The organism is Mycobacterium sp. EPa45 (genome assembly GCF_001021385.1).
Lineage (GTDB): Bacteria > Actinomycetota > Actinomycetes > Mycobacteriales > Mycobacteriaceae > Mycobacterium.
In genome coordinates this window covers 3,561,777-3,580,866 of the sequence record NZ_CP011773.1, presented here as the reverse complement: position 1 = coordinate 3,580,866, position 19,090 = coordinate 3,561,777, and the positions used below count along the sequence as shown (strand labels likewise).

The 19,090-nt window shown below is 67.5% G+C and carries 18 protein-coding genes; 11 read left to right on the top strand and 7 right to left on the bottom strand.

Annotated elements, in window-relative coordinates; genetic code table 11:
- The first annotated feature begins 3 nt into the window (after window positions 1-3).
- Genes AB431_RS17190 through AB431_RS17165 form a run of 6 tightly spaced genes read left to right on the top strand, consistent with a single transcriptional unit; the run spans window position 4 to window position 5,530 of the window.
- Complete coding sequence (locus AB431_RS17190; RefSeq protein WP_047330951.1) at window positions 4-837, top strand: N-acyl homoserine lactonase family protein; 834 nt, start codon at window positions 4-6, stop codon at window positions 835-837.
- Window positions 834-2,180, top strand: coding sequence for an allantoinase AllB (allB, locus tag AB431_RS17185; RefSeq protein ID WP_052960307.1), 1,347 nt, complete (start codon window positions 834-836; stop codon window positions 2,178-2,180). The genes AB431_RS17190 and allB overlap by 4 nt, the downstream gene beginning before the upstream one ends.
- Entirely contained in the window at window positions 2,177-2,923 is a 747-nt protein-coding gene (locus AB431_RS17180) for an aspartate/glutamate racemase family protein (RefSeq protein WP_047330949.1), read from the top strand. The genes allB and AB431_RS17180 overlap by 4 nt, the downstream gene beginning before the upstream one ends.
- On the top strand, window positions 2,920-3,930 hold the full coding sequence (locus tag AB431_RS17175; protein ID WP_047330948.1) for an allantoicase: 1,011 nt from the start codon (window positions 2,920-2,922) through the stop codon (window positions 3,928-3,930). The genes AB431_RS17180 and AB431_RS17175 overlap by 4 nt, the downstream gene beginning before the upstream one ends.
- Window positions 3,927-4,502, top strand: a complete 576-nt coding sequence (locus tag AB431_RS17170) for a hypothetical protein (protein ID WP_052960306.1) — start codon at window positions 3,927-3,929, stop codon at window positions 4,500-4,502. The genes AB431_RS17175 and AB431_RS17170 overlap by 4 nt, the downstream gene beginning before the upstream one ends.
- Window positions 4,499-5,530: an isopenicillin N synthase family oxygenase gene (locus AB431_RS17165; RefSeq protein WP_047330946.1), complete on the top strand. Its 1,032-nt coding sequence runs from the start codon at window positions 4,499-4,501 to the stop codon at window positions 5,528-5,530. Before AB431_RS17170 ends, AB431_RS17165 begins: the two co-directional genes overlap by 4 nt.
- 66 nt (window positions 5,531-5,596) lie before the next feature.
- Here AB431_RS17165 and AB431_RS17160 read toward each other — a convergent pair whose 3' ends face one another.
- The 5 genes from AB431_RS17160 to malQ form a co-directional block, all read right to left on the bottom strand.
- Complete coding sequence (locus AB431_RS17160) at window positions 5,597-8,677, bottom strand: adenylate/guanylate cyclase domain-containing protein (protein ID WP_369802913.1); 3,081 nt, start codon at window positions 8,675-8,677, stop codon at window positions 5,597-5,599.
- 191 nt (window positions 8,678-8,868) lie between these two features.
- Window positions 8,869-9,324, bottom strand: coding sequence for a nuclear transport factor 2 family protein (locus AB431_RS17155; protein WP_047330944.1), 456 nt, complete (start codon window positions 9,322-9,324; stop codon window positions 8,869-8,871).
- Window positions 9,321-10,202: an LLM class F420-dependent oxidoreductase gene (locus AB431_RS17150; RefSeq protein ID WP_047330943.1), complete on the bottom strand. Its 882-nt coding sequence runs from the start codon at window positions 10,200-10,202 to the stop codon at window positions 9,321-9,323. Before AB431_RS17150 ends, AB431_RS17155 begins: the two co-directional genes overlap by 4 nt.
- A 9-nt stretch (window positions 10,203-10,211) precedes the next feature.
- Window positions 10,212-10,709: an NUDIX domain-containing protein gene (locus AB431_RS17145; RefSeq protein ID WP_047330942.1), complete on the bottom strand. Its 498-nt coding sequence runs from the start codon at window positions 10,707-10,709 to the stop codon at window positions 10,212-10,214.
- A 2-nt stretch (window positions 10,710-10,711) separates the two neighbouring features.
- A complete protein-coding gene (malQ, locus tag AB431_RS17140; protein WP_047330941.1) occupies window positions 10,712-12,844 on the bottom strand; it encodes a 4-alpha-glucanotransferase in 2,133 nt (710 codons plus the stop codon).
- A 39-nt stretch (window positions 12,845-12,883) separates the two neighbouring features.
- Here malQ and AB431_RS17135 point away from each other — a divergent pair, with 39 nt between their 5' ends.
- Window positions 12,884-14,077, top strand: a complete 1,194-nt coding sequence (locus tag AB431_RS17135; RefSeq protein WP_047330940.1) for an MFS transporter — start codon at window positions 12,884-12,886, stop codon at window positions 14,075-14,077.
- Here the strand turns inward: AB431_RS17135 and AB431_RS17130 are convergent.
- The gene (locus AB431_RS17130; RefSeq protein WP_047333519.1) at window positions 14,046-14,369 is read right to left on the bottom strand and encodes a multidrug efflux SMR transporter; all 324 of its coding nucleotides are present in this window, start codon (window positions 14,367-14,369) and stop codon (window positions 14,046-14,048) included. The genes AB431_RS17135 and AB431_RS17130 overlap by 32 nt on opposite strands.
- On the bottom strand, window positions 14,369-14,713 hold the full coding sequence (locus tag AB431_RS17125) for a multidrug efflux SMR transporter (RefSeq protein WP_047333518.1): 345 nt from the start codon (window positions 14,711-14,713) through the stop codon (window positions 14,369-14,371). The genes AB431_RS17130 and AB431_RS17125 overlap by 1 nt, the downstream gene beginning before the upstream one ends.
- Before the next feature lie 160 nt (window positions 14,714-14,873).
- Here AB431_RS17125 and AB431_RS17120 point away from each other — a divergent pair, with 160 nt between their 5' ends.
- From AB431_RS17120 to AB431_RS17105, 4 genes are all read left to right on the top strand, one after another.
- Window positions 14,874-16,412, top strand: coding sequence for a carboxylesterase/lipase family protein (locus tag AB431_RS17120; RefSeq protein ID WP_047330939.1), 1,539 nt, complete (start codon window positions 14,874-14,876; stop codon window positions 16,410-16,412).
- Window positions 16,413-16,546: 134 nt separating this feature from the next.
- On the top strand, window positions 16,547-17,428 hold the full coding sequence (locus AB431_RS17115) for a sterol desaturase family protein (protein WP_082135712.1): 882 nt from the start codon (window positions 16,547-16,549) through the stop codon (window positions 17,426-17,428).
- 33 nt (window positions 17,429-17,461) lie between these two features.
- Window positions 17,462-17,944, top strand: coding sequence for a cation:proton antiporter regulatory subunit (locus tag AB431_RS17110; protein ID WP_047330937.1), 483 nt, complete (start codon window positions 17,462-17,464; stop codon window positions 17,942-17,944).
- Window positions 17,945-17,949: 5 nt separating this feature from the next.
- Window positions 17,950-19,074: a cation:proton antiporter gene (locus tag AB431_RS17105; protein WP_047330936.1), complete on the top strand. Its 1,125-nt coding sequence runs from the start codon at window positions 17,950-17,952 to the stop codon at window positions 19,072-19,074.
- Window positions 19,075-19,090: the final 16 nt, after the last annotated feature.

Below are 19,090 nucleotides of genomic sequence, written 5' to 3'. Positions count from 1 at the left end.
CCAGTGGCCCTGGGAGACGGCAAGGTTCGGCGGATCGTTCTGCTGACGCTGGGTTGGGAGGAGCTACCCAAGGCGGTGTCGGTGTACGGCGCGCCGCGGAAGCTGCGATTGCGCGAGCCGGTGCCCGGCGTGCTGCTGCAGACCGACGGTGGCTGGGTGCTGCTCGACACCGGCTTCAACACCGCGTTGATCCGGGATCCTGCGCTGTACCGACGGTTCTATCCGACCGTCGAGTACATCCCGGTCCTCCCAGGGCCGGGGGAGCCGATCGAGGAGTCGTTGCACGACATCGGCATCGACGTCGACGACATCCACCTCGTGGCGCTGTCGCACCTGCACCACGACCATGCCGGCGGCGTGAAGCTGTTCGCCGGCAAGGTGCCGGTGCATGCGCAGCGCCGCGAGGTGGAGTACGGGCTTTCGAATCATCCTGAGCCCGAACGCCATGCGATCGCCCGCATCGACTTCGACGATCCTCGCATCGACTGGGTGCTGGCCGACGGTGAAGCCGAGATCGCGCCCGGAATCACCGCGGTCCCCACCTATGGGCACACACCGGGGCACCAGAGCTTCGTCGTCGATCTCGACGATGCGGTGGGTGGCGGTGGATTCGTGTTCGCGTTCGACGCCGCGGACCTCACGGAGAACATCGAGCAGGAGTTGCCGATCGGTGGCTTCATCGACGTCGACCCGGCCGAAACCGTGGAACCGATCCGCCGGCTGAAACGCCTGGCCTCCGAGAAGGGGTACGAGCTGGTGCCCGGCCACGACCCGCATGTGTGGCCGGAGCTGACCGAGCGATTCGCGCAGCGGTTCGGCCCGGTGACGCCGCCGTGAGCGTGGCCGCCGTCGAGCACGTCATTCGCGCACCGCGTGCTGTGGTCGACGGTGCGGTGCGCCCGCTCGCGATCGGGGTGGCGGACGGCGTGATTCGGGTCGTCGATTCCTTCGACGCCGAGTTGGGCGCCTGCGACCAGACGGTGCTCGACCCGGAGGTGGTGTTGCTTCCGGGCCTGGTGGACACCCATGTCCATATCAACGAGCCCGGCACCGATTGGGAGGGATTCGCATCGGCCACCGCCGCTGCGCTGGCCGGTGGCATCACCACGGTGGTGGACATGCCGCTGGACAGCGACCCGGTGACCACCACGGTGGCGGCTTTAGGCGTCAAGCGTTCCGCGGCCGACGGTGCCTGCCGGGTGGACACCGGGTTCTGGGGCGGCATCGTGCCCGGCAATCTCGAGACCTTCGGGGAGCTGGCCGCTGCGGGAGTGCTCGGGTTCAAGTGCTTTCTGTCCGAATCGGGGAACGCCGATTTCCCGCCGCTCGATCCTGATCAGTTCCACGCGGCGATGGCCATTGTGGCAGAACTTGATTCGGTGCTGCTGGTTCATGCGGAAAGCGCGCGGGTTCTGGCCGGCTGCCCCTCGCCGACCGGTCGGACCTACGGTGATTTCCTGCGCTCACGCCCGGACGCGGTCGAGCAGGATGCGGTGCGCATCGTGCTCGACGCGGTCGCCGACACCGGCGCCCGCGCCCACATCGTGCACGTCTCCAGTGCTGAGGTGTTGCCGATGATCGCCGGCGCCAAGTCGGCAGGCCTGCCGGTGACCGCCGAAACCTGCCCGCATTACCTGACGTTCGCCGCTGAAGACATCGCCGATGGCGCAACGATGTTCGCGGCATGCCCACCCATCCGCGGCGAGGGCAACCGCGACCTGCTGTGGGCCGCGCTGGCCGATGGCACGCTGGACATGGTGGTCTCCGACCACTCGCCGTGCGCTCCAGAGCAGAAGGACCTGATCGGCGGAGACTTCGGCCGCGCGTTCGGCGGGATCAGCTCTTTGCAGATCGCACTGCCCGCGCTGTGGACTCAAGCCGCCCGGGCGGGATTCGGCTTGCCCGAGGTGTGCCGGTGGATGGCGCAGGCCCCCGCCGAGCTGGCCGGACTCGCCGACCGCGGTGTGATCGCCCCCGGGAATCGCGCCGACTTCTGCGTGTTCGACCCGGCTGTTTCGTGGGTGGTGCGGGGCGCCGAACTAAGGCACCGACATTCGGTGACCCCCTATGAGGGCGTGGCACTGACCGGAGCGGTACGGCAGATGTGGCGGGGCGGACAGGTGGTCGGCGAGGACAGCCGCGGTGAATTGCTTCGTGCCGGAATCCGGGAGCCGGCGTGAAGATACTGGTGCTCAACCCCAATACGTCGGCCACGATGACCGCCGAGATCGAAGCCGCGGCCCGGGCTGCCGCCGCTCCGCGCACCGAAATCGTCTCAGCACAGCCCAGTTTCGGCGCGGACGCGATCGACTCCGCGGCGGAAAGCTACCTGTCCGCCGTTGGGGTGATGGATGTCGTCGCCACCCAACTGGCCGCGGGAACCTTCGACGCCGACGCGGTGGTCTTGGCGGGATTCGGCGAGCACGGCAAGGATGCACTGCAGGAGATGCTCGACGTTCCGGTGCTCGACATCGCTGAATCCGCGGTCCACGTCGCGCATCTGATCGGCCGGCGGTTTTCGGTGATCACCACCCTGGCCCGCTCGATCGCTCCGATCGAGGACCGGCTCCTGCTGGCGGGTGTGGCCGCGCACTGTGTGTCGGTGCGGGCGTGCGGACTCGGGACAGCGGAGGTCGACGCCGATCCGTCCGGCGCGGTCGCCGCGATCGTTGCGGAAGCCGAACGGGCCGTGACGCAGGATGGCGCCGACGTGATCTGCCTGGGCTGCGCGGGAATGGCGGGTGTGACCGCCGCGATCACTGAGAAACTCGGGGTGCCCGCCGTCGACGGGGTGGCCGCCGCGGTAGGGCTGGCGCAGATGCTGGTCGGGCTAGGCCTGTCGACCAGTAAGGGCGGGGTGTACGCCGCCGGACCGGACAATCCGCGCACGCACTGGCCGCTGTCACAGGCGCTGGGCTCATGACCGGACTGGACCTGGCCTCCAGGGCTGTCGGTGGCAGCGTCGTAGCGGCCAGCGACGAATCGTTCGGCTTCAAGGAGCGACTGATCGACCCGGTCGAACCCGCGTTCGTGCCAGGGACTTTCGACCTGCGCGGCGAAGTGGTCGACGGCTGGGAGACCCGCAGGCATGCGACAGCACCCGACTGGGCAATCGTCCGGCTCGGGGTGCCGGGGCGCCTGCGCACCGTCGACGTCGACACCCGCTTCTTCACCGGAAATCATCCGACCGGCGCCACCGTCTACGCGGCGACTCTGAGGCCCGATCAGGACCCGTGCGATGGAGATGTGAACTGGCGGCGGCTGGCGCCCCCGACGGTGCTGAAAGCGGACGGGCACAACCCGATCGCGGTCGACGACCGGCGCTGCTACACCCATCTCAAGCTGGTGATCGCCTCTGACGGCGGGGTCGCCAGACTGCGGGCGTACGGCGATCCGGTTCCGGACCCCGCGCTGTGGTCCGGGGTGACTGTCGAGGTGTCGTGCGCCGAGCAGGGCGGACGCGTCGAGCACTGCAGCGACACGTTTTACTCCGACGCGCGGGCGATCATCGCCGCCGACCGGCCACAGAACATGGGTTCCGGCTGGGAAGCCCGGCGCCGCCGCGACATCGGCCCGGACACCCACGACGCGGTGACGATCTCGTTCCTGGTGCCAACCGACCTGGAGAGGGTCGAAATCGACACGTCGTACTTCGTGTTCAATGCCTCCCGCGAGGTGTGCGTGTACGGCACCCGGGAGCAGCCCGATGCGCGACGGCCGTGGTGGGCGCTGCCCTTCGACGAGATCGTGCTGCCCCGCACCCGGCTGCTCGCGGACGCGCGGCAGGTGTTCGTGGTCGACGCCGCTGCGATCACCGCCATTCGGGTCCAGGCTTATCCGGACGGCGGAATCGCCAGGGTCCGGGCGCTGGGCCGGCCCACCGAGGCCGGATTGGCCGAGCTGCGCACGCAGTGGGAGGCAGCGCAGTGACGCCCGTCGTCGCCGACTGCACCGGGCTGTGGCGGCGCACCCTGCTGGTCGAGGCCGACGGGTCCCGCAATACCGGAACGAATGTGCAGTGGTTGCAGGGCATCTCGATGTTCGTCGACCTGCGGGGTCCGGGGGAGGGGTTCGCCGGGCGTCTCGGCCAGCGCGACGATATCTTCGAATGGACCCGCCTGGTGGACCTGCAGCCGCCCGGCCTGCCCGATGCGGGGCGGATGAGCTGGGCGGGTGACACCCTTGTCGAAGTCGGCGTGCATGCCGACTACACCGAGCACTGGCAGCGTGAATCCGGTGCAACACAGCCGTGTTGGGGAGCTCTGCTGTCGGCGTCGGACACGACTGGGGTGCTGGTGCGGGTAGGGGATCGGTTCGGCTGGGCACACCGCCATGAGATCTCGCTGGGGGTCGTCAGCGGAACTGACTGGCAGATAACCGAATCCAGCAGTTCATGTCGGGTAGCAACGGTATTGCGCCCGCGACTGCACTCCGGACAGCTGGGGGTCGACGACGACATCGCCTGGGACATCGACGAAAGCGAAGGAAACGTGACACTGTGAGCGGGGCGACATCATTTCAATCGGTACCCGTCATCGACATCAGCGGATTGCGGTCCGCTGACCGGGCCGAGCGTGACCGGGTCGCGGCCGAACTCGGCGCTGCCGCCCGCGAGGTGGGGTTCTTCTACATCTCCGGCACCTCAGTCAGTGACGAGCTGTTCGACCGGTTGCTCGATGCGACCAAGCAGTTCTTCGCCCTGCCGGTCGGGGAAAAGATGAAGTCCTACATTGGACTGTCGACCTGCCACCGCGGTTATGTGCCCGTTGGGGAGGAGGGCTTCTACGGCGACAAGCCCGATTTCAAAGAGGCGTTCGATACCGCACTGGACCTGCCCGCCGACGACCCCGACCATCTGGCGGGCAATCCGATGCTCGGACCCAATGTGTGGCCGGAACTCCCCGGTTTCGCTGAGACGGTCACCGCGTACTACCGGGCCGTACTCGCAGTCGGCCAGGATCTGTTGGGCGCCTTCGCGATCGCGCTGGGAGAGGATCCGGACACCTTCACCAAGCATGCGACCAAGACGCCGAGCCAACTGCGGCTGGTCTACTATCCGCACAATCCGGATGCCGAAGACGCCCAGGGCATCGGCGCGCACACCGACTACGAATGCTTCACCCTGCTCAAACCCACCGCGCCCGGACTGGAAGTACTCAACGGGGCCGGCGAGTGGATCGACGTGCCGCCGATCCCCGGGACGTTCGTAGTCAACGTCGGCGACATGCTCGAGCTGTGGACCAACGGCGCATTCGTCGCCACTTCGCACCGGGTGCGCAAAGTCAAAGAGGAGCGGTATTCGTTCCCGCTGTTCTTCAACGTCGACTACCACACCGTGGTGCAGCCCCTGCCGCAGTTCACCGACGGATCGTCGCGACCTGCGCTGGTGGCCGGCGAGCACCTGTTCGCCCAGACCGCGCAGACATTCGCGTACCTACGATCACGGTTGGAGAGCGGCGAGCTGGTGCTGCCGGACGGGTCCCTGGAGACCGGCACGTTCGGACAGCAGGCGTTGCAGTCGCGGGGGTGACTGCGGAGCCCGCCAGCCGATCACGGACCTGTGCTTTCGCCGAGAGTCGCTTATCCGGCGCTGTCACTACAGCTCGTCGGCCCACTTCAGGTGTCCCTCGAAACCGAGCGATGTCACCATCTCGCGGTAACGGTCCCGGCAGTTGCGATAGCCGGCTTCGTCACCGTGTGCCTGTGCCAGCAGTGCGCGCAGCCGCCCCAAAGCCACCTCATAGAGCACGAACCCGGGTTCGGCTGGCGCGGCGGCGAGTTGGTCGATTGCGGTCCGCGCTTCCCGTAGGTCCCTTCCGGTGCCGCGACGCAGCAATGATTCGACCAGGACGGTAGTCGCGGGTCCGCGGTAGAGCATTTCACCGCTGGCGAACAGGTGGCTCCGGACGAGTCGGGCCACTTCTATAGCCTCGTCAATTGCGCCGATTTGATGCTTGTATTCCGCGGTCGCGATGTCGGCTATTGCCGCGGTGAACAGGTCGCCGTGTCCCCGTGCTTGCGCCCCTCCCATCTTAAGAAGTTTCGATCCGGCGTCCTGATCCACATCACTGAGACGCGTCAGAATCATGCCGTGCGCAATTCGTGCCCACGCCAGAGACAGGTCGTCACCGAGCCGCTCCGCATTTTCCAGAGCGGCAGATGTGTCCCGCATGATGCTCGCATCCGGCAGGAGCGCACGGTTGAGCACAGGTAATCCGTAACCAGCTGTGGTGACACTGGATTGGGTTATCCCGCCCACAGTGCGAGCCATCGCGAATCCGGTATGTAGATCGTCGCGCCACCTTGGATCTCCGAGGCTGCACCGGGCGACGCCACGCAGGGTGATCCCCCAGGCAAGGGGTGATTCGAAGAAGAAGTTGCCTTTGGTGGTGTCGCCATCGGCCAATTCGATGACCCGCTCGGACAACCGGAGCGCCTCGGCGACTTCACCCGCATGGAGTTTTGGGTGGGCCGCCGTGTTCATCAGACCGACGATCAAGTCGGGGTTACCGATCGACTCGAGCAGGCCGGTGTATTCGTCGGTAGGTGCTGCCAATTCGTGAAATCGGAGGTTCAAAGTCAGCGGCACCAGCAGTCCGGACATGCCCATTGCCAGTGAGACTCGATCGTCGGCAGCTTCGCACAATGTTCGCAGCTCGTCGAAGCCGGCGGTGGCGACGGCCCCGCCGAGCCGGTACGCGGTGCCGCACAACATGGTGCGGGGCGCTATCCGTAGCGCCAGTCGATCGGGATCACCCTCTGCCCGCCGGTCAGCGATGTCGCGGGCACGTTCCCAACTTGCCCGCGCAGCCCCGACCTCACGGCTGGCGGCCCACGTTGCCGCACGCATATGCCACGAGTAGGCGGCTTGCCAGTCGCCTGCAGCCTCTAGGTGCTCAGCGATCAGTGCGGCGTTCTGGTCAGCCGACTCGGGGTCACGGGCTTCGATCGCGGTGGCGAGCCTCTGATGCATCTGGGCGCGGTCGGATTTCAGTTGCGATTCATAGGCCACGGTTCGGATGAGGGGATGATGAAACACATACTCGGGTTCTTGAGTGAGGGAGCTCTGATCCAGGAACTGTGCGCCCACCAGGTCGTCGAGGACAGGGTCGACGTCCAGCGCGTCAAGCAGGTCCCAGGTGAACTTCGATCCGATGACCGCTGCCGCGCTCAGAGTGCGTTTGGCTGCCGGGTCCAGGCGGTCGATACGGGCGGCGATGGTGGCCTGCACGGTTGCGGGCACACTGACCTCGGCAGCGGCGGCTGTCGAGACATACGCACTCCGCTCGCCGCGCAGGACACCGCGCTCGGCCAGCTCCCGCGCGATCTCTTCGGCGAAAAACGGGTTCCCGGCAGCCCTCTCGACGATCAGGTCTGCCACTCCGGTGACTGAGGGGTCCGACCCGACCAGCCCAGCGACCAACGCCGTGGCTTCGGTGAGACTGAGCGGTGCCAGGGTGATCGTCTCTGCGCCACGTACCCGAGTAAGCGCCCCGTCGTGCTCGGGACGGTAGGTGATCACAACCAGCGATGAGGTCTGAGGCATCACCGTGATCAACTCGGTCAGGATCGATTCGCTGACCTCGTCGATCCAGTGCGCGTCCTCAATCACATAGACCGCCGGGGACTTTCGGGCTAGCGAGGCCGTGTTGACCAGAGCAGTCAACCGCCGCCGCCGGGCATCTGGATCGATGTTCGGCAGAGCAACCTCGGCATCGGCGACACCGAGTAGGTCATCGAAGAGCAACAGGTCCTCAGGGTCTGCGTCTGGAACCCGGGCCCGCACGTGGTCGCGGGCCTCCTGCCCGCCCAGATCGCTCACTCCGGTGGCCGCTCGCAGCAGCCGGCCGATCACGTGAAACGGGACATCGGTGGTGTGCGATTCGCAATACGTAGTCAAGACCTCCACCTCCCGGTCGGCGGCCAGCGCCACGACCTCTCGGACGAGACGGCTCTTGCCGACACCCGGAGAGCCCACCACCCTGACTACCGCGCCGTGCCCGTTTATGGCGTTCTCCAGGAGGTCCTCGACGGCAGCCATCTCTCTGCGCCGACCTACCAAAGGCGACCCGATACCTGCGGCAGGACGACCCCGCTCCAACAGACCCATCAACCGTCGCGCCAGCACCGGCTGGGCCGCCCCTTTGATGTGGACACGCGTGGGTTCACCGAGCGCCGCGGCGCTCTCGACCAGCCGTGCGGTCGAGGAACTGAGCATCACCCCGCCCGGCGGGGCCACCGACTCCATCCTCTGGGCCAGGCCGACCTGTTCGCCAATCGCGGTGTAACCAGTTGCGACAGTGCCGACCTCGCCGGCGATCACTTGCCCCGAGTTCAACCCGATCCGCAACCGGAGATCTACACCGTCGCGCTGCCTGACCTCGTCGGCAAGATCACTGACAGAACTCCCGACCTCCAAGGCAGCCCGGCACGCCCGCAGGGCGTGGTCTTCGAGCGCGATCGGAGCGCCGAACAGCGCCATGATCCCGTCGCCGGTGAACTTGTCCAACGTGCCGCCGTAGCGCCGCACCACAGCGGCGGCCCGGTCGACCAGTCCGGCCATGATCTCCCGGAGCCGCTCTGCGCCGACGAAACCGGCGATATCCATCGAGTGAACAACGTCCGCGAAGAGAACCGTGACCTGCTTGTATTCCGCCGGTGCAGTGGTCGACGTCACGGGCGTAGCGCACTCGTGGCAGAACTTCGCCTTCGAGCTCAGCTCCGTACCACAGGTTCCGCACACCGGACCCTCTGCTGTCATCTCAAGCAGCCTCGCCAACCCGACTCACCACATCATGGTGTCACCGCCGCCGGGCCAATAGATGGAATACCGACACTCAAATCCTGGTGCGGTGATCCAGCGCTGATCTACCTGAGGCGGCGGGTTGCTCGCGTCTCGATCGCATCGATCGTCAGAGCCCGCCGGGCCACGAGCCAACCCGTCTCGTCCCGCTGGTACTCGTCGTCGTAGCGCAGGTACCACACCAGGTCGGTGATGCCCTCGGAGCGCCGGCTCCAGTGGTGTGCGGTGGCCGCGATACGTCCATGTGCGACATCGGGATTCGAACCCGGCGTGTACACCTCGGAATCGATGCTGTGATGAGTCCGCCCGACGCTGGTCACCGCGGCCAGTGCCGCGCGGATCTCTGCAGGCCCGCTGTGCGACCGCACCGGGGTCAGCACATCCGGCGGTTCCGGCAGCACCAGTTCGCCGTCGCCCGCGAACAACCCGATCACGGCTCCGACATCCTGATCGTCGACCGCCGCCGCGTACCGATGCACCAGACCCGACAAGGCCGATCGATCCGCGATCGAAAGGCTCACGGAGACAGGCCCAGTCGCTGCGCGCATGCCGACAGCAGATCCTCGGCCTCGGAGAGGTCAGTCACCGGCGGCATCCCCAGCACGAGCCGATCGGCACCGGCCTCGACCAACCGTCCGGCTCGGTCGGCGTCGACCTTGGCGACCAGGTGGCCGAGTGACAACTCAAGGGCGTCGGGGTCGCGCCCGGCTTCCTCGGCGGCCAACCGCATGACCTCCACCAGAGTCGCAAGCTCCCCACCGGCCACTCCCAACGGCTGGAACCCATCGCCCAAACGTCCCGCCCGACGGGCCGCAAGTCGGCTGTGCCCGCCGATGTGAATCGGAACACCCTTGGTGGCAATGGGTTTCGGATGTGACACGGCATGGTCGAAGTCATAGAACTCGCCGTGGTGGCTGACGCCGTCGGGGCTGCCGGTCCACAGCGCCCGCAGCACGTCGATCTGCTCGTCGGCGCGACGGCCCCGGCTCTCGAAATCTGCTCCGCACGCTTCGATCTCTTCGCGCAACCACCCGACCCCGACGCACAGCCGCAGCCGTCCACCCGACAGCACGTCGACGGTGGCGGCCCGCTTGGCCAGCATCACCGGCTGGTGATTGGGCAACACCAGCACCCCGGTGGCCAGGCCCAACGTCGTGGTCTGGCCGGCGAGGAACGCCAGCATCTCCAGCGGATCGGGAACCGGGCACTCCGGTGCAACGTCGACCCGCCCGGACGGATCGTAGGGATACACGCTGGTGTATTCGGTCACCAGCACCGTGTGCTCGGCCATGATGATCGACTCGAAGCCGCACGCCTCGAGATGGCGGGCGAACTCGGCCATCCACATCGGGTCCGCGGTGACCCCGGCCCCGATGGGAGCGACGACGGCGACCTTCACGACGTGAGGCTAACCCGCGGGATCCGGATCGCCTTCGCTCAGTCCCGGCAGATGAGCCATCAGCCGGTCCAGGAACACCACATGGCCCTTGAGCAGCTTGCGGCGTGCCTGTGCCAGCGGGAACCAGCCCACCCGGTCCAGCTCGGGAAACTCCTGCAACCGGCCCGACCCCTTCGGCCACTCCAGCGTGAACGAATTGCTGTGCACCTCGGTCACGTCCAGGTCGGCGTTCACCGCGAACACCGTCAGCACCTTGCCGCTCGGCTGCTTGACCGCGTCGAACCCGATCCGCGGGCCGGCGGGCACCTCGGAGCCCAACTCCTCGGCGAACTCGCGCTGTGCAGCCGCCCACGGGTCGTCGTTGTCAGGGTCGTACTCGCCCTTGGGAATCGACCACGCGCCATCGTCCTTGCGCGCCCAGAACGGGCCGCCGGGATGGCCGATGAGCACCTCGACGACACCATCGACGTTGCGGTGCAGCAGAACGCCGGCACTGTATTTCGGCACCGCTACCGTTGACCCGATACCGTCGCGGCCTGCATCGCCGCGGCGAGCGCCTGTGCCCGCGGATCGGTCAGCACATCTTCGAGCAGCAGCGGCGAGCCGTCGGGTCCGGTCAACGGAACCCGCCAATTCGGATACTCGTCGGTGGTGCCCGGCTGGTTTTGCGTGCGTCGGTCGCCCACGGCATCAGTCAACGCCAGCGCAAGCAGGCGCGACGGGGTTCGGGCCAGATACCGGTAGAGCCCCAGGATCACCTGCTCCTCGTCGGCGCCGTCGCCGAGCAGTCCGACGCGGCGCAGCTCGGCCAACCAGGCCGCCTGCTCGGCACGGTCGTCGGCCAGTTCTTCCTCTGCGGGCCGGGTGAGCAGGCCGAGCTCGTCGCGCAACCGGACATGTTCACCGGCCAGATACCCCGGCGTCGGCGGCAGGTCATGGGTGGTCACCGAGGACAGGCACAATTCTCGCCAGCGCTCGGCCGGCAGCGGTCCGCCGTCGCCGTCGCGGTCCAGTTCGAACCACAGGATCGAGGTGCCCAGCACTCCGCGCGCGCGCAGGTAGTCACGCACCCACGGTTCCACCGTGCCGAGATCCTCACCGACGACGACCGCGCCGGCCCGGTGCGCTTCGAGCGCGACAATTCCGATCATCGCGTCGTGGTTGTAGCGCACGTAGGTGCCTTTGGTCGGCGACGCGCCCGCCGGGATCCACCACAGCCGGAACAGCCCGATGATGTGATCGATGCGCACTCCACCCGCATGTCGCAGGACGGCCGCGATCAAAGCCCGAAATGGTTGGTAGCCAAGCTCTTCGAGCCGATCGGGGCGCCAAGGCGGCTGTGACCAGTTCTGCCCGAGCTGATTGAACTCGTCCGGCGGCGCACCCGCGGTGACCCCCAGCGCCAACACGTTCTGCATCGCCCAGGCGTCGGCGCCGTCGGGATGAACCCCGACAGCCAAGTCATGCATGATGCCCAGCGCCATCCCGGTGCGCACGGCCTGGGACTGGGCGGCGGCGAGCTGGTCATCGAGCTGCCACTGCAACCAGCGGTGGAAATCCACTGCGGAGCCGTGCCGTTCGACGAAGTCGGCCACCTTGGAATTGGCCGGATGTCGCAGGGTCTTCGGCCACTTGCGCCAGTTGCCGCCGTACTTCTCGGCCAGCGCCGACCAGGTGGCGAAGTCGTCGAGAGCCTGGCCCTCCCTCGCCTTGAAGGCCTCGAACGCCAGCTCGCGGCCCGCAGACCGCGGGACCCGGTAAATCGCTTTCAGCGCAGTACGTTTCGCGGCCCATGCCGAATCGCGGTCGATCGCGTCGAGCTTGCGTGCCCGGCCCTGGACCTCGGCGCGCAGTTTCCACACCCGGCCGCGTTTGGGTAGATAGGCGAATTCTCCGATCGCCTCGACCCGTAGGTACAGCGGATTGGTGAACCGCCGCGACGTCGGCAGGTAGGGGGAGGGCTCCATCGGTTTGGTCGGCGCCGCGGCGTGCAGCGGGTTGACCACGACGTACCCGGCGCCGTGGCGAGCTCCCGCCCACACCGCAAGATCGGTGAGGTCGCCGAGATCGCCGACACCCCAGGAATTCTTGGAGCGCACGCTGTAGAGCTGGGTGGCCAGGCCCCAGGTGCGGCGGGCACCCAGCCGAGCGGGTACGCCGAGCCAGGCCGGAGTGATGATCAATGGCGCGCTGGTCTCATAACCGCCAGAGCGCAGGTGCACTCGGTGATATCCCAACGGCAGATCCGAAGGCAACACGAATGTCGCCTCACCCACCAGCCGGCCGTCCAGGTCGTAGGGCGGGGTGAAGTTGTCGGCCTGCCGTACACCGGTACGGACAGCGCCGTCTTCGAGCCGGACCCAGACGTGCGCCTCCTCGCCGTGGGTGACATGAACCCAGAACGAGGTCTCGCTGTCGTCGCGGCCGATGATCGTCGGCGGCAGCGACCGTGCCCAATACCGCGCGTCCTGGGCCGAAAGCGCTGCGGCCCGGCCCTCTTCGGTGCCCGCCTCGACACCGAGTGCGCCCAGCACCGCCACCAGCGTGTCCTCGTCGACCGGCACGGATCGACCGGTCCAGTCGTGATACTCGGTGGCCACATTGAATCGATGCGCGAGTTCGGCCAGCGACGAAGCAGTCATGGATGCCATCTTGCTTGGTTGGCCGTAACCTCGCGTGCCATGGGCACCCCCGAACTCGACGTGGGACACCGTCGGGCCCGGGTGGCCAGCGCCGCGCTGTTCCTGACCAACGGTGCGTTGTTCGCCAACTTGCTGCCGCGCTTCCCCGAGATCAAATCGGAGCTCGAGTTGTCCAACACGGCCTTCGGTCTTGCGGTGGCGGCATTCTCGGCAGGCGCTCTGCTGACAGGACCGACGGCGGCGCTGCTCATCCGCCGCTACCGATCGTCGGTGGTCGCGGTGACAGGTAGCGTGCTGATCGCCGTTTTCACCATCGCCGCCGGACTGGCGCCGACCGGGGCGACGCTGGCCGCGGCACTGTTCTGCGCCGGCGCGGCCGATTCGGTGACCGATGTCGCCCAGAATGTGCACGGTCTGCGGGTGCAGCGGACGTACGGCCGGTTCATCATCAATTCGCTGCACGCGGTGTGGTCATCCGGTGCAGTGCTCGGCGGTTTGATCGGCGCAGGCGCGATCTATCTCGGAATCGCCCGCGCTGTGCAGCTGTCGGCGTCGGCGGTGTTGTTCAGCGTCGTCTGCCTGATCGCCTACCGCTTCCTGCTGCCGGGGCCGGACCATCACGACTCCGAGAGCCGCGCCGAAGCACGTGCCGGCGCGCGCTCGGGCCGGGCCGGCTACGTCGTGCTGGCTGCGCTGGTCGCCATTGCGATCGCCGGGGCCGTCGTCGAAGACGCCGGCAGCTCGTGGGCATCGCTGTACCTGCGGGACTCGCTGTCGGCACCGGCGGCGCTGGCCGCGTTCGGTTACGTCGCGCTGGTCGGCTTTCAGTTCGTCGGCCGCGTCGTCGGCGATCGGATGACCGACCGGTGGGGACCGTGTGCGGTGGCCCGCGCCGGCGGCCTGACCATCGCGGTGGGCATGGCGACCGCATTGGCGTCTCCCGGCGTTCCCGGCGCCATCGCCGGGTTCGCCGCCGCCGGATTCGGCTCGGCCACCCTGGTACCGGGCGCGATGCACGCCGCCGACGCGCTGCCGGGGTTGCGGCCGGGAACCGGGCTGACGGTACTGACCTGGCTGATGCGAGTGGGATTCCTGGGCTCGCCGATTGTCGTCGGCGCGATCGCCGACGCCGCGTCATTGCGAGTCGGTCTGCTGATCGTGCCCGCCGCGGGACTCGTCGCTGTGCTGCTGGCCCCCGCTCTCAGCCCGCGGCGCCGGTCAGCTCGATCGTGAGCACGCCGGCGATGATCAGCGCGATACCGCCCATCATCAGCGGGGTCAGCGGGTCGCGGAAGAGGAACCGTGCGATCACCGCGATCAGGGCGACGCCGGCCGCCGACCACACGCCGTAGGCGACGCCGACCGGCATGCCCAGCGACAGCGTCACCCAGAGCAGGGTGAACGACACCAGATAGCCGATCAGCATCGGCGCGATCCACGCCCTCTTGCGGAAACCGTCAGAGGCGCGCAGGCACAGAGTCGCGCAGATCTCGATGAGGATGGCACCGGCCAGCGTCAGCCACATCATGGTGTGCCGTTCTCGCCGGCGGGATGCCGCGAGCCGAGCTCGACCATCAACACCCCGGCAATGATCAGCCCGATCCCGACGACGATCGGGGCGGTGAACGGGTCGCCGAAGATCACCGCGGCGAGCACCGCCGTCGCCGCGGTTCCCAGCGCACCCCAGACGCCGTAGGCCACCCCGACCGGCATGCCGGCGCGCAGCACCAGCGCGAGGAAATAGAACGAGGCGAGATAGCCGGTCACCACAAGGACCAGCCAGGCGGAATGGTCCTGCGACGCTCGCAACGACAGGGTTCCGGTGACCTCTACGGCGATAGCGGCCAACAGCAGCACCCATTTCCGCACGCCGGCCAGGATAGCTGGGAAGACAGCTGTGGCCGCCGTCATAGGGGCCGGTTGCGGTGACCGGATAGACGAGCAGCAACGCGGTCGGGCCGGCTACCCGCCGGTAACCTGGACGGGTGGTGTCGTTCATCGACGCCGCGCTAGCTGCAGGAGGATAACGATGACAGCGGATGCCAGCATTCGTTCGATCGTGGACAGCCCGGTCGTCCAGACCAGCTACGGTCCGGTCCGCGGTGCCGATGACGGCCGGGTCAGGACCTGGAAGGGCCTTCGCTACGCTGCCCCGCCGGTCGGCGATCTCCGCTGGCGCGCGCCGGTGCCTCCGCAGCCGTGGACCGACGTGGCGGACGCGACGACGTTCGGTCCGGTGAGCCCGCAGCCACGCAGCCCCATCCCGATGGGCTTGGGCACACGTGCCGATGAGGATTGCCTGTTCCTCAACGTGTGGGCGCCATCTGATTCGACCGATGCCAAGCCGGTCATGGTGTGGGTCCATGGCGGTGCCTACATCTTCGGCTCGGGCAGCCAGCCGATGTACGACGGCACTGTGCTGGCCGGTGGTTCCGACGTCGTGGTTGTCACCATCAACTACCGGCTCGGAGCGCTGGGCTTCCTTGATTTTTCGGCGGCCGGCTTCGACAGCAACGTCGCCCTGCGCGACGTGCTGGCCGCGTTGCGCTGGGTGCAGGACAACATCGCCGCGTTCGGTGGCGACCCGGACCGGGTGACGTTGTTCGGTGAGTCCGCCGGGGCGGCGATCACCACCACGCTGCTGGCCGTACCGGAAGCCAAGGGTCTGTTCTCCCGCGCGATTGCCCAGAGCGCACCTGCCACCTCGGTCTACGGCAGCCAACGCGCCGGCGCGATGGCCGAGCTGTTCCTCGAGCGGCTGGGGATGACGGCAGACGAGGCACATCGGGCTCCCGTTGCGACCCTCATCGACGCCTCCCAACAGGTGTTCGACCATGTGCCTGCCACCAAACCCGGGCAGCTGGCGTTCGCGCCGACCGTGGACGGAGAGCTCGTTCCGGACTACCCGGTGACCTTGGCCAGGGCGGGCAGAACACATCCCGTGCCACTGCTCATCGGCACCAACAAGGACGAGGCGGCACTGTTCCGGCTCATGCGCTCACCGTTGATGCCGATCGCACCCAGATCGGTCCGAACGATGTTCAACGAGATGGCCGACGATCAGCCGGGCCTGCAACTGCCGACCTCCGAGCAGGTCAGTTCGGCATACCCCGCCAAGATGGCGCGCACCCGCAGTCTGGGGGTGGCAAGCGACGTGGGCTTCCGGATGCCGACGGTGTGGTTCGCCGAGGGGCACACCAATGTCGCGCCCGTCTATCTCTACCGATTCGATTGGGCCACGCCACTTTTCAAGGCCATTCGACTCGGCGCCGCCCATGCCACCGAGTTGATCTACGTGTGGGGCAATCTGATCTCCGGTCCCCGGGACCTCACCTTCAAACTCGGTGGGCTCAAGACCGGCGAGGAGTTGTCGATGCGCATGCGGGCGCGGTGGACCAGGTTCGCGGCCACCGGCGATCCCAACCTGCCGATCGGACAGCCGCACTGGGCGCCGTATCGCGCAGATGACCGGGCGACGTTGGTCATCGACCGCGAGGACCGCGTCGTCGACGACCTGGACCGCCCGATCCGCCAGACCTGGGGCGACGAGGTGCTCAGCTTCCGCTGACGCTTCTTGACGCCGTGTCTAACAGTGCGGCCGGATCGCGTTAGAATGCCACGTCGGGGCCGCTGGGCCGGGCGACATCGGAGGTAGTCAGCGTGGATCGACTCGGGGAACTGTTGTCCGTTCTCCCGCCGCAGATGCGTGAGCCGGTGTTGTTCGCGATCCCGTTCTTCCTGCTGCTGCTGACCATCGAGTGGACCGCCGCCCGCAAGCTCGAGCGCCTGGCGGAAACCGAGCAACCCGCCTCCGGCGCCTACCACACCCGCGACGCGTGGGCCTCGATCTCGATGGGGCTGATGTCGGTGGCGACGATGGGCATCTGGAAGTTCGGGGCACTGCTCGGCTATGCGGCGCTCTACGCCTACGTCGCGCCGTGGCACCTGTCGCCGACCAAGTGGTACACGTGGGTGATCGCGATCGTCGGCGTGGATGTGCTGTTCTACGCCTATCACCGCACCGCCCACCGGGTCCGGCTGATCTGGGCGACGCATCAGGCGCATCACTCCAGCCGGTACTTCAACTTCGCGACCGCGCTGCGCCAGAAGTGGAACAACAGCGGCGAGATCATCATGTGGATTCCGTTGCCGCTGTTGGGCGTTCCGCCGTGGATGGTGTTCACCAGCTTCTCGATCAGCCTGATATACCAGTTCTGGATCCATACCGAGCGCATCGACAAGCTGCCGCGCGCCTTCGAGTTCGTGTTCAACACGCCCTCGCACCACCGGGTGCATCACGGGATGGACCCGGAGTATCTCGACAAGAACTACGGCGGCATCCTGATCATCTGGGATCGGTTGTTCGGATCCTTCCAGCCGGAGCTGTACCGCCCGCACTACGGGCTGACCAAACCGGTCACCACGTTCAACATCTGGAAACTGCAGACCCATGAATACGCGGCGATCGCGCGCGACGTGCGCTCGGCGCACCGCTGGCGCGACCGCATGGGCTACATCTTCGGGCCGCCCGGGTGGCAACCCCGCACCGCCGCGCAGCCGGCCGCTACGGTGGCCACCAGCTAGTCAACATCGGTGCCGTCATCGAGGATGGAGCCCATGGAGGTCAAGGAAGTCCTGCTGCCCGGAGTCGGACTGCGCTATGAATTCGACAATGCCGAGGGCAACCGCATCGGCGTGATCGCACGCCGCAGCGGTGATTTCGAAGTCGTCGTATACGGTGCCGCCGACCCCGATCAGGCTCGCCCGGTGTTCCGCCTCACCGACGAGGAAGCCGAGGCGCTGGCCCAGATCCTCGGTGCCCCGCGGATGGTGGAACGCTTCGCCGACCTGACCAAGGAAGTCCCCGGGCTCGACGCGGGCCAGGTCGAAATCGTGCCGGGGTCGCCGTTCGTCGACCGGCCGCTGGGCGACACCAAGGCGCGCACCCGAACCGGCGCATCGATTGTGGCGATCGTGCGCGACGAAGAGGTGCTGGCTTCACCGAAGCCTGACCAGGTGCTGCACGCCCGTGATGTTCTGGTGGTGATCGGAACCGAGCACGGCATTTCCGGCGTCCGGCGAATAGTCGACCAAGGCTGATCTGCGTGGCTGTGTCGGCGGCGCTCCTCCTCGAACTCGGCGTCATCTTCACGGTCCTGACGATCCTCGGAACCATGGCGCGCAGGTTTGCGCTGTCGCCGATCCCGCTGTACCTGCTGGCCGGGCTGGCGCTCGGCAACGGCGGCATCGCGCCGGTCCCGGCGGCGGGGGAGTTCGTCTCGACCGGCGCCACGATCGGCGTGGTGCTGCTGCTGTTGACCTTGGGCCTGGAGTTCTCCATCGGCGAGTTCGCCGCCAGTATGCGGCGGCACCTGCCGTCGGCAGGCGTCGATCTCATCCTCAACGCCACCCCGGGTGCCATCGCCGGCTGGCTGCTGGGCCTGAACTTCGTCGGCATCCTGGCGATGGCGGGCATCACGTTCATCTCGTCGTCGGGCGTGATCGCCCGCCTGCTCAACGATCTGCGCCGATTGGGTAACCGCGAAACCCCTGCGGTGCTGTCGATCTTGGTGCTCGAGGATTTCGCGATGGCCGCCTACTTGCCGCTGCTGGCCGTGCTGGCGGCCGGCGGCACCTGGTGGGAGGCGCTGCTGTGGATGGGCGCGGCGATGATCGCGCTCGCGGTGGTCTTCGCGGCGTCGTATCGCTGGGGCCACCACCTGGGCCGGCTGATCAGCCATCCCGACGACGAGCAACTGTTGTTGCGCATTCTGGGGCTGACCCTGCTCGTGTCGGCAGCCGCCGAACATCTGCACGCCTCGGCGGCGGTGGGTGCGTTCCTGGTCGGCTTGACGCTGACGGGGGAGACCGCCGAGCGGGCCCGTTCGGTGCTGACCCCACTGCGCGACCTGTTCGCCGCCGTGTTCTTCGTGGCTATCGGATTGTCAGTGGCACCCGCGGACCTGGTGCCGATGCTGCCGGTGGCTGTGCTGCTCGCCGCGGTCACGGCGGCCACCAAGGTGGCCACCGGTGTGTATGCGGCCCGCCGTGACGGGGTCGGCCGCCCGGGCCAGCTTCGCGCGGGGACCGCGCTGGTCGCGCGCGGCGAGTTCTCGCTGGTGATCATCGGGCTGGCGGGCACCACGGTCGCTGCGATCGGATCGCTGGCCACGCCCTACGTTTTCGTGCTCGCCATCGTCGGACCCCTACTCGCGCGGTTCGCCCGGTAGGGCGCTCACGGCATGG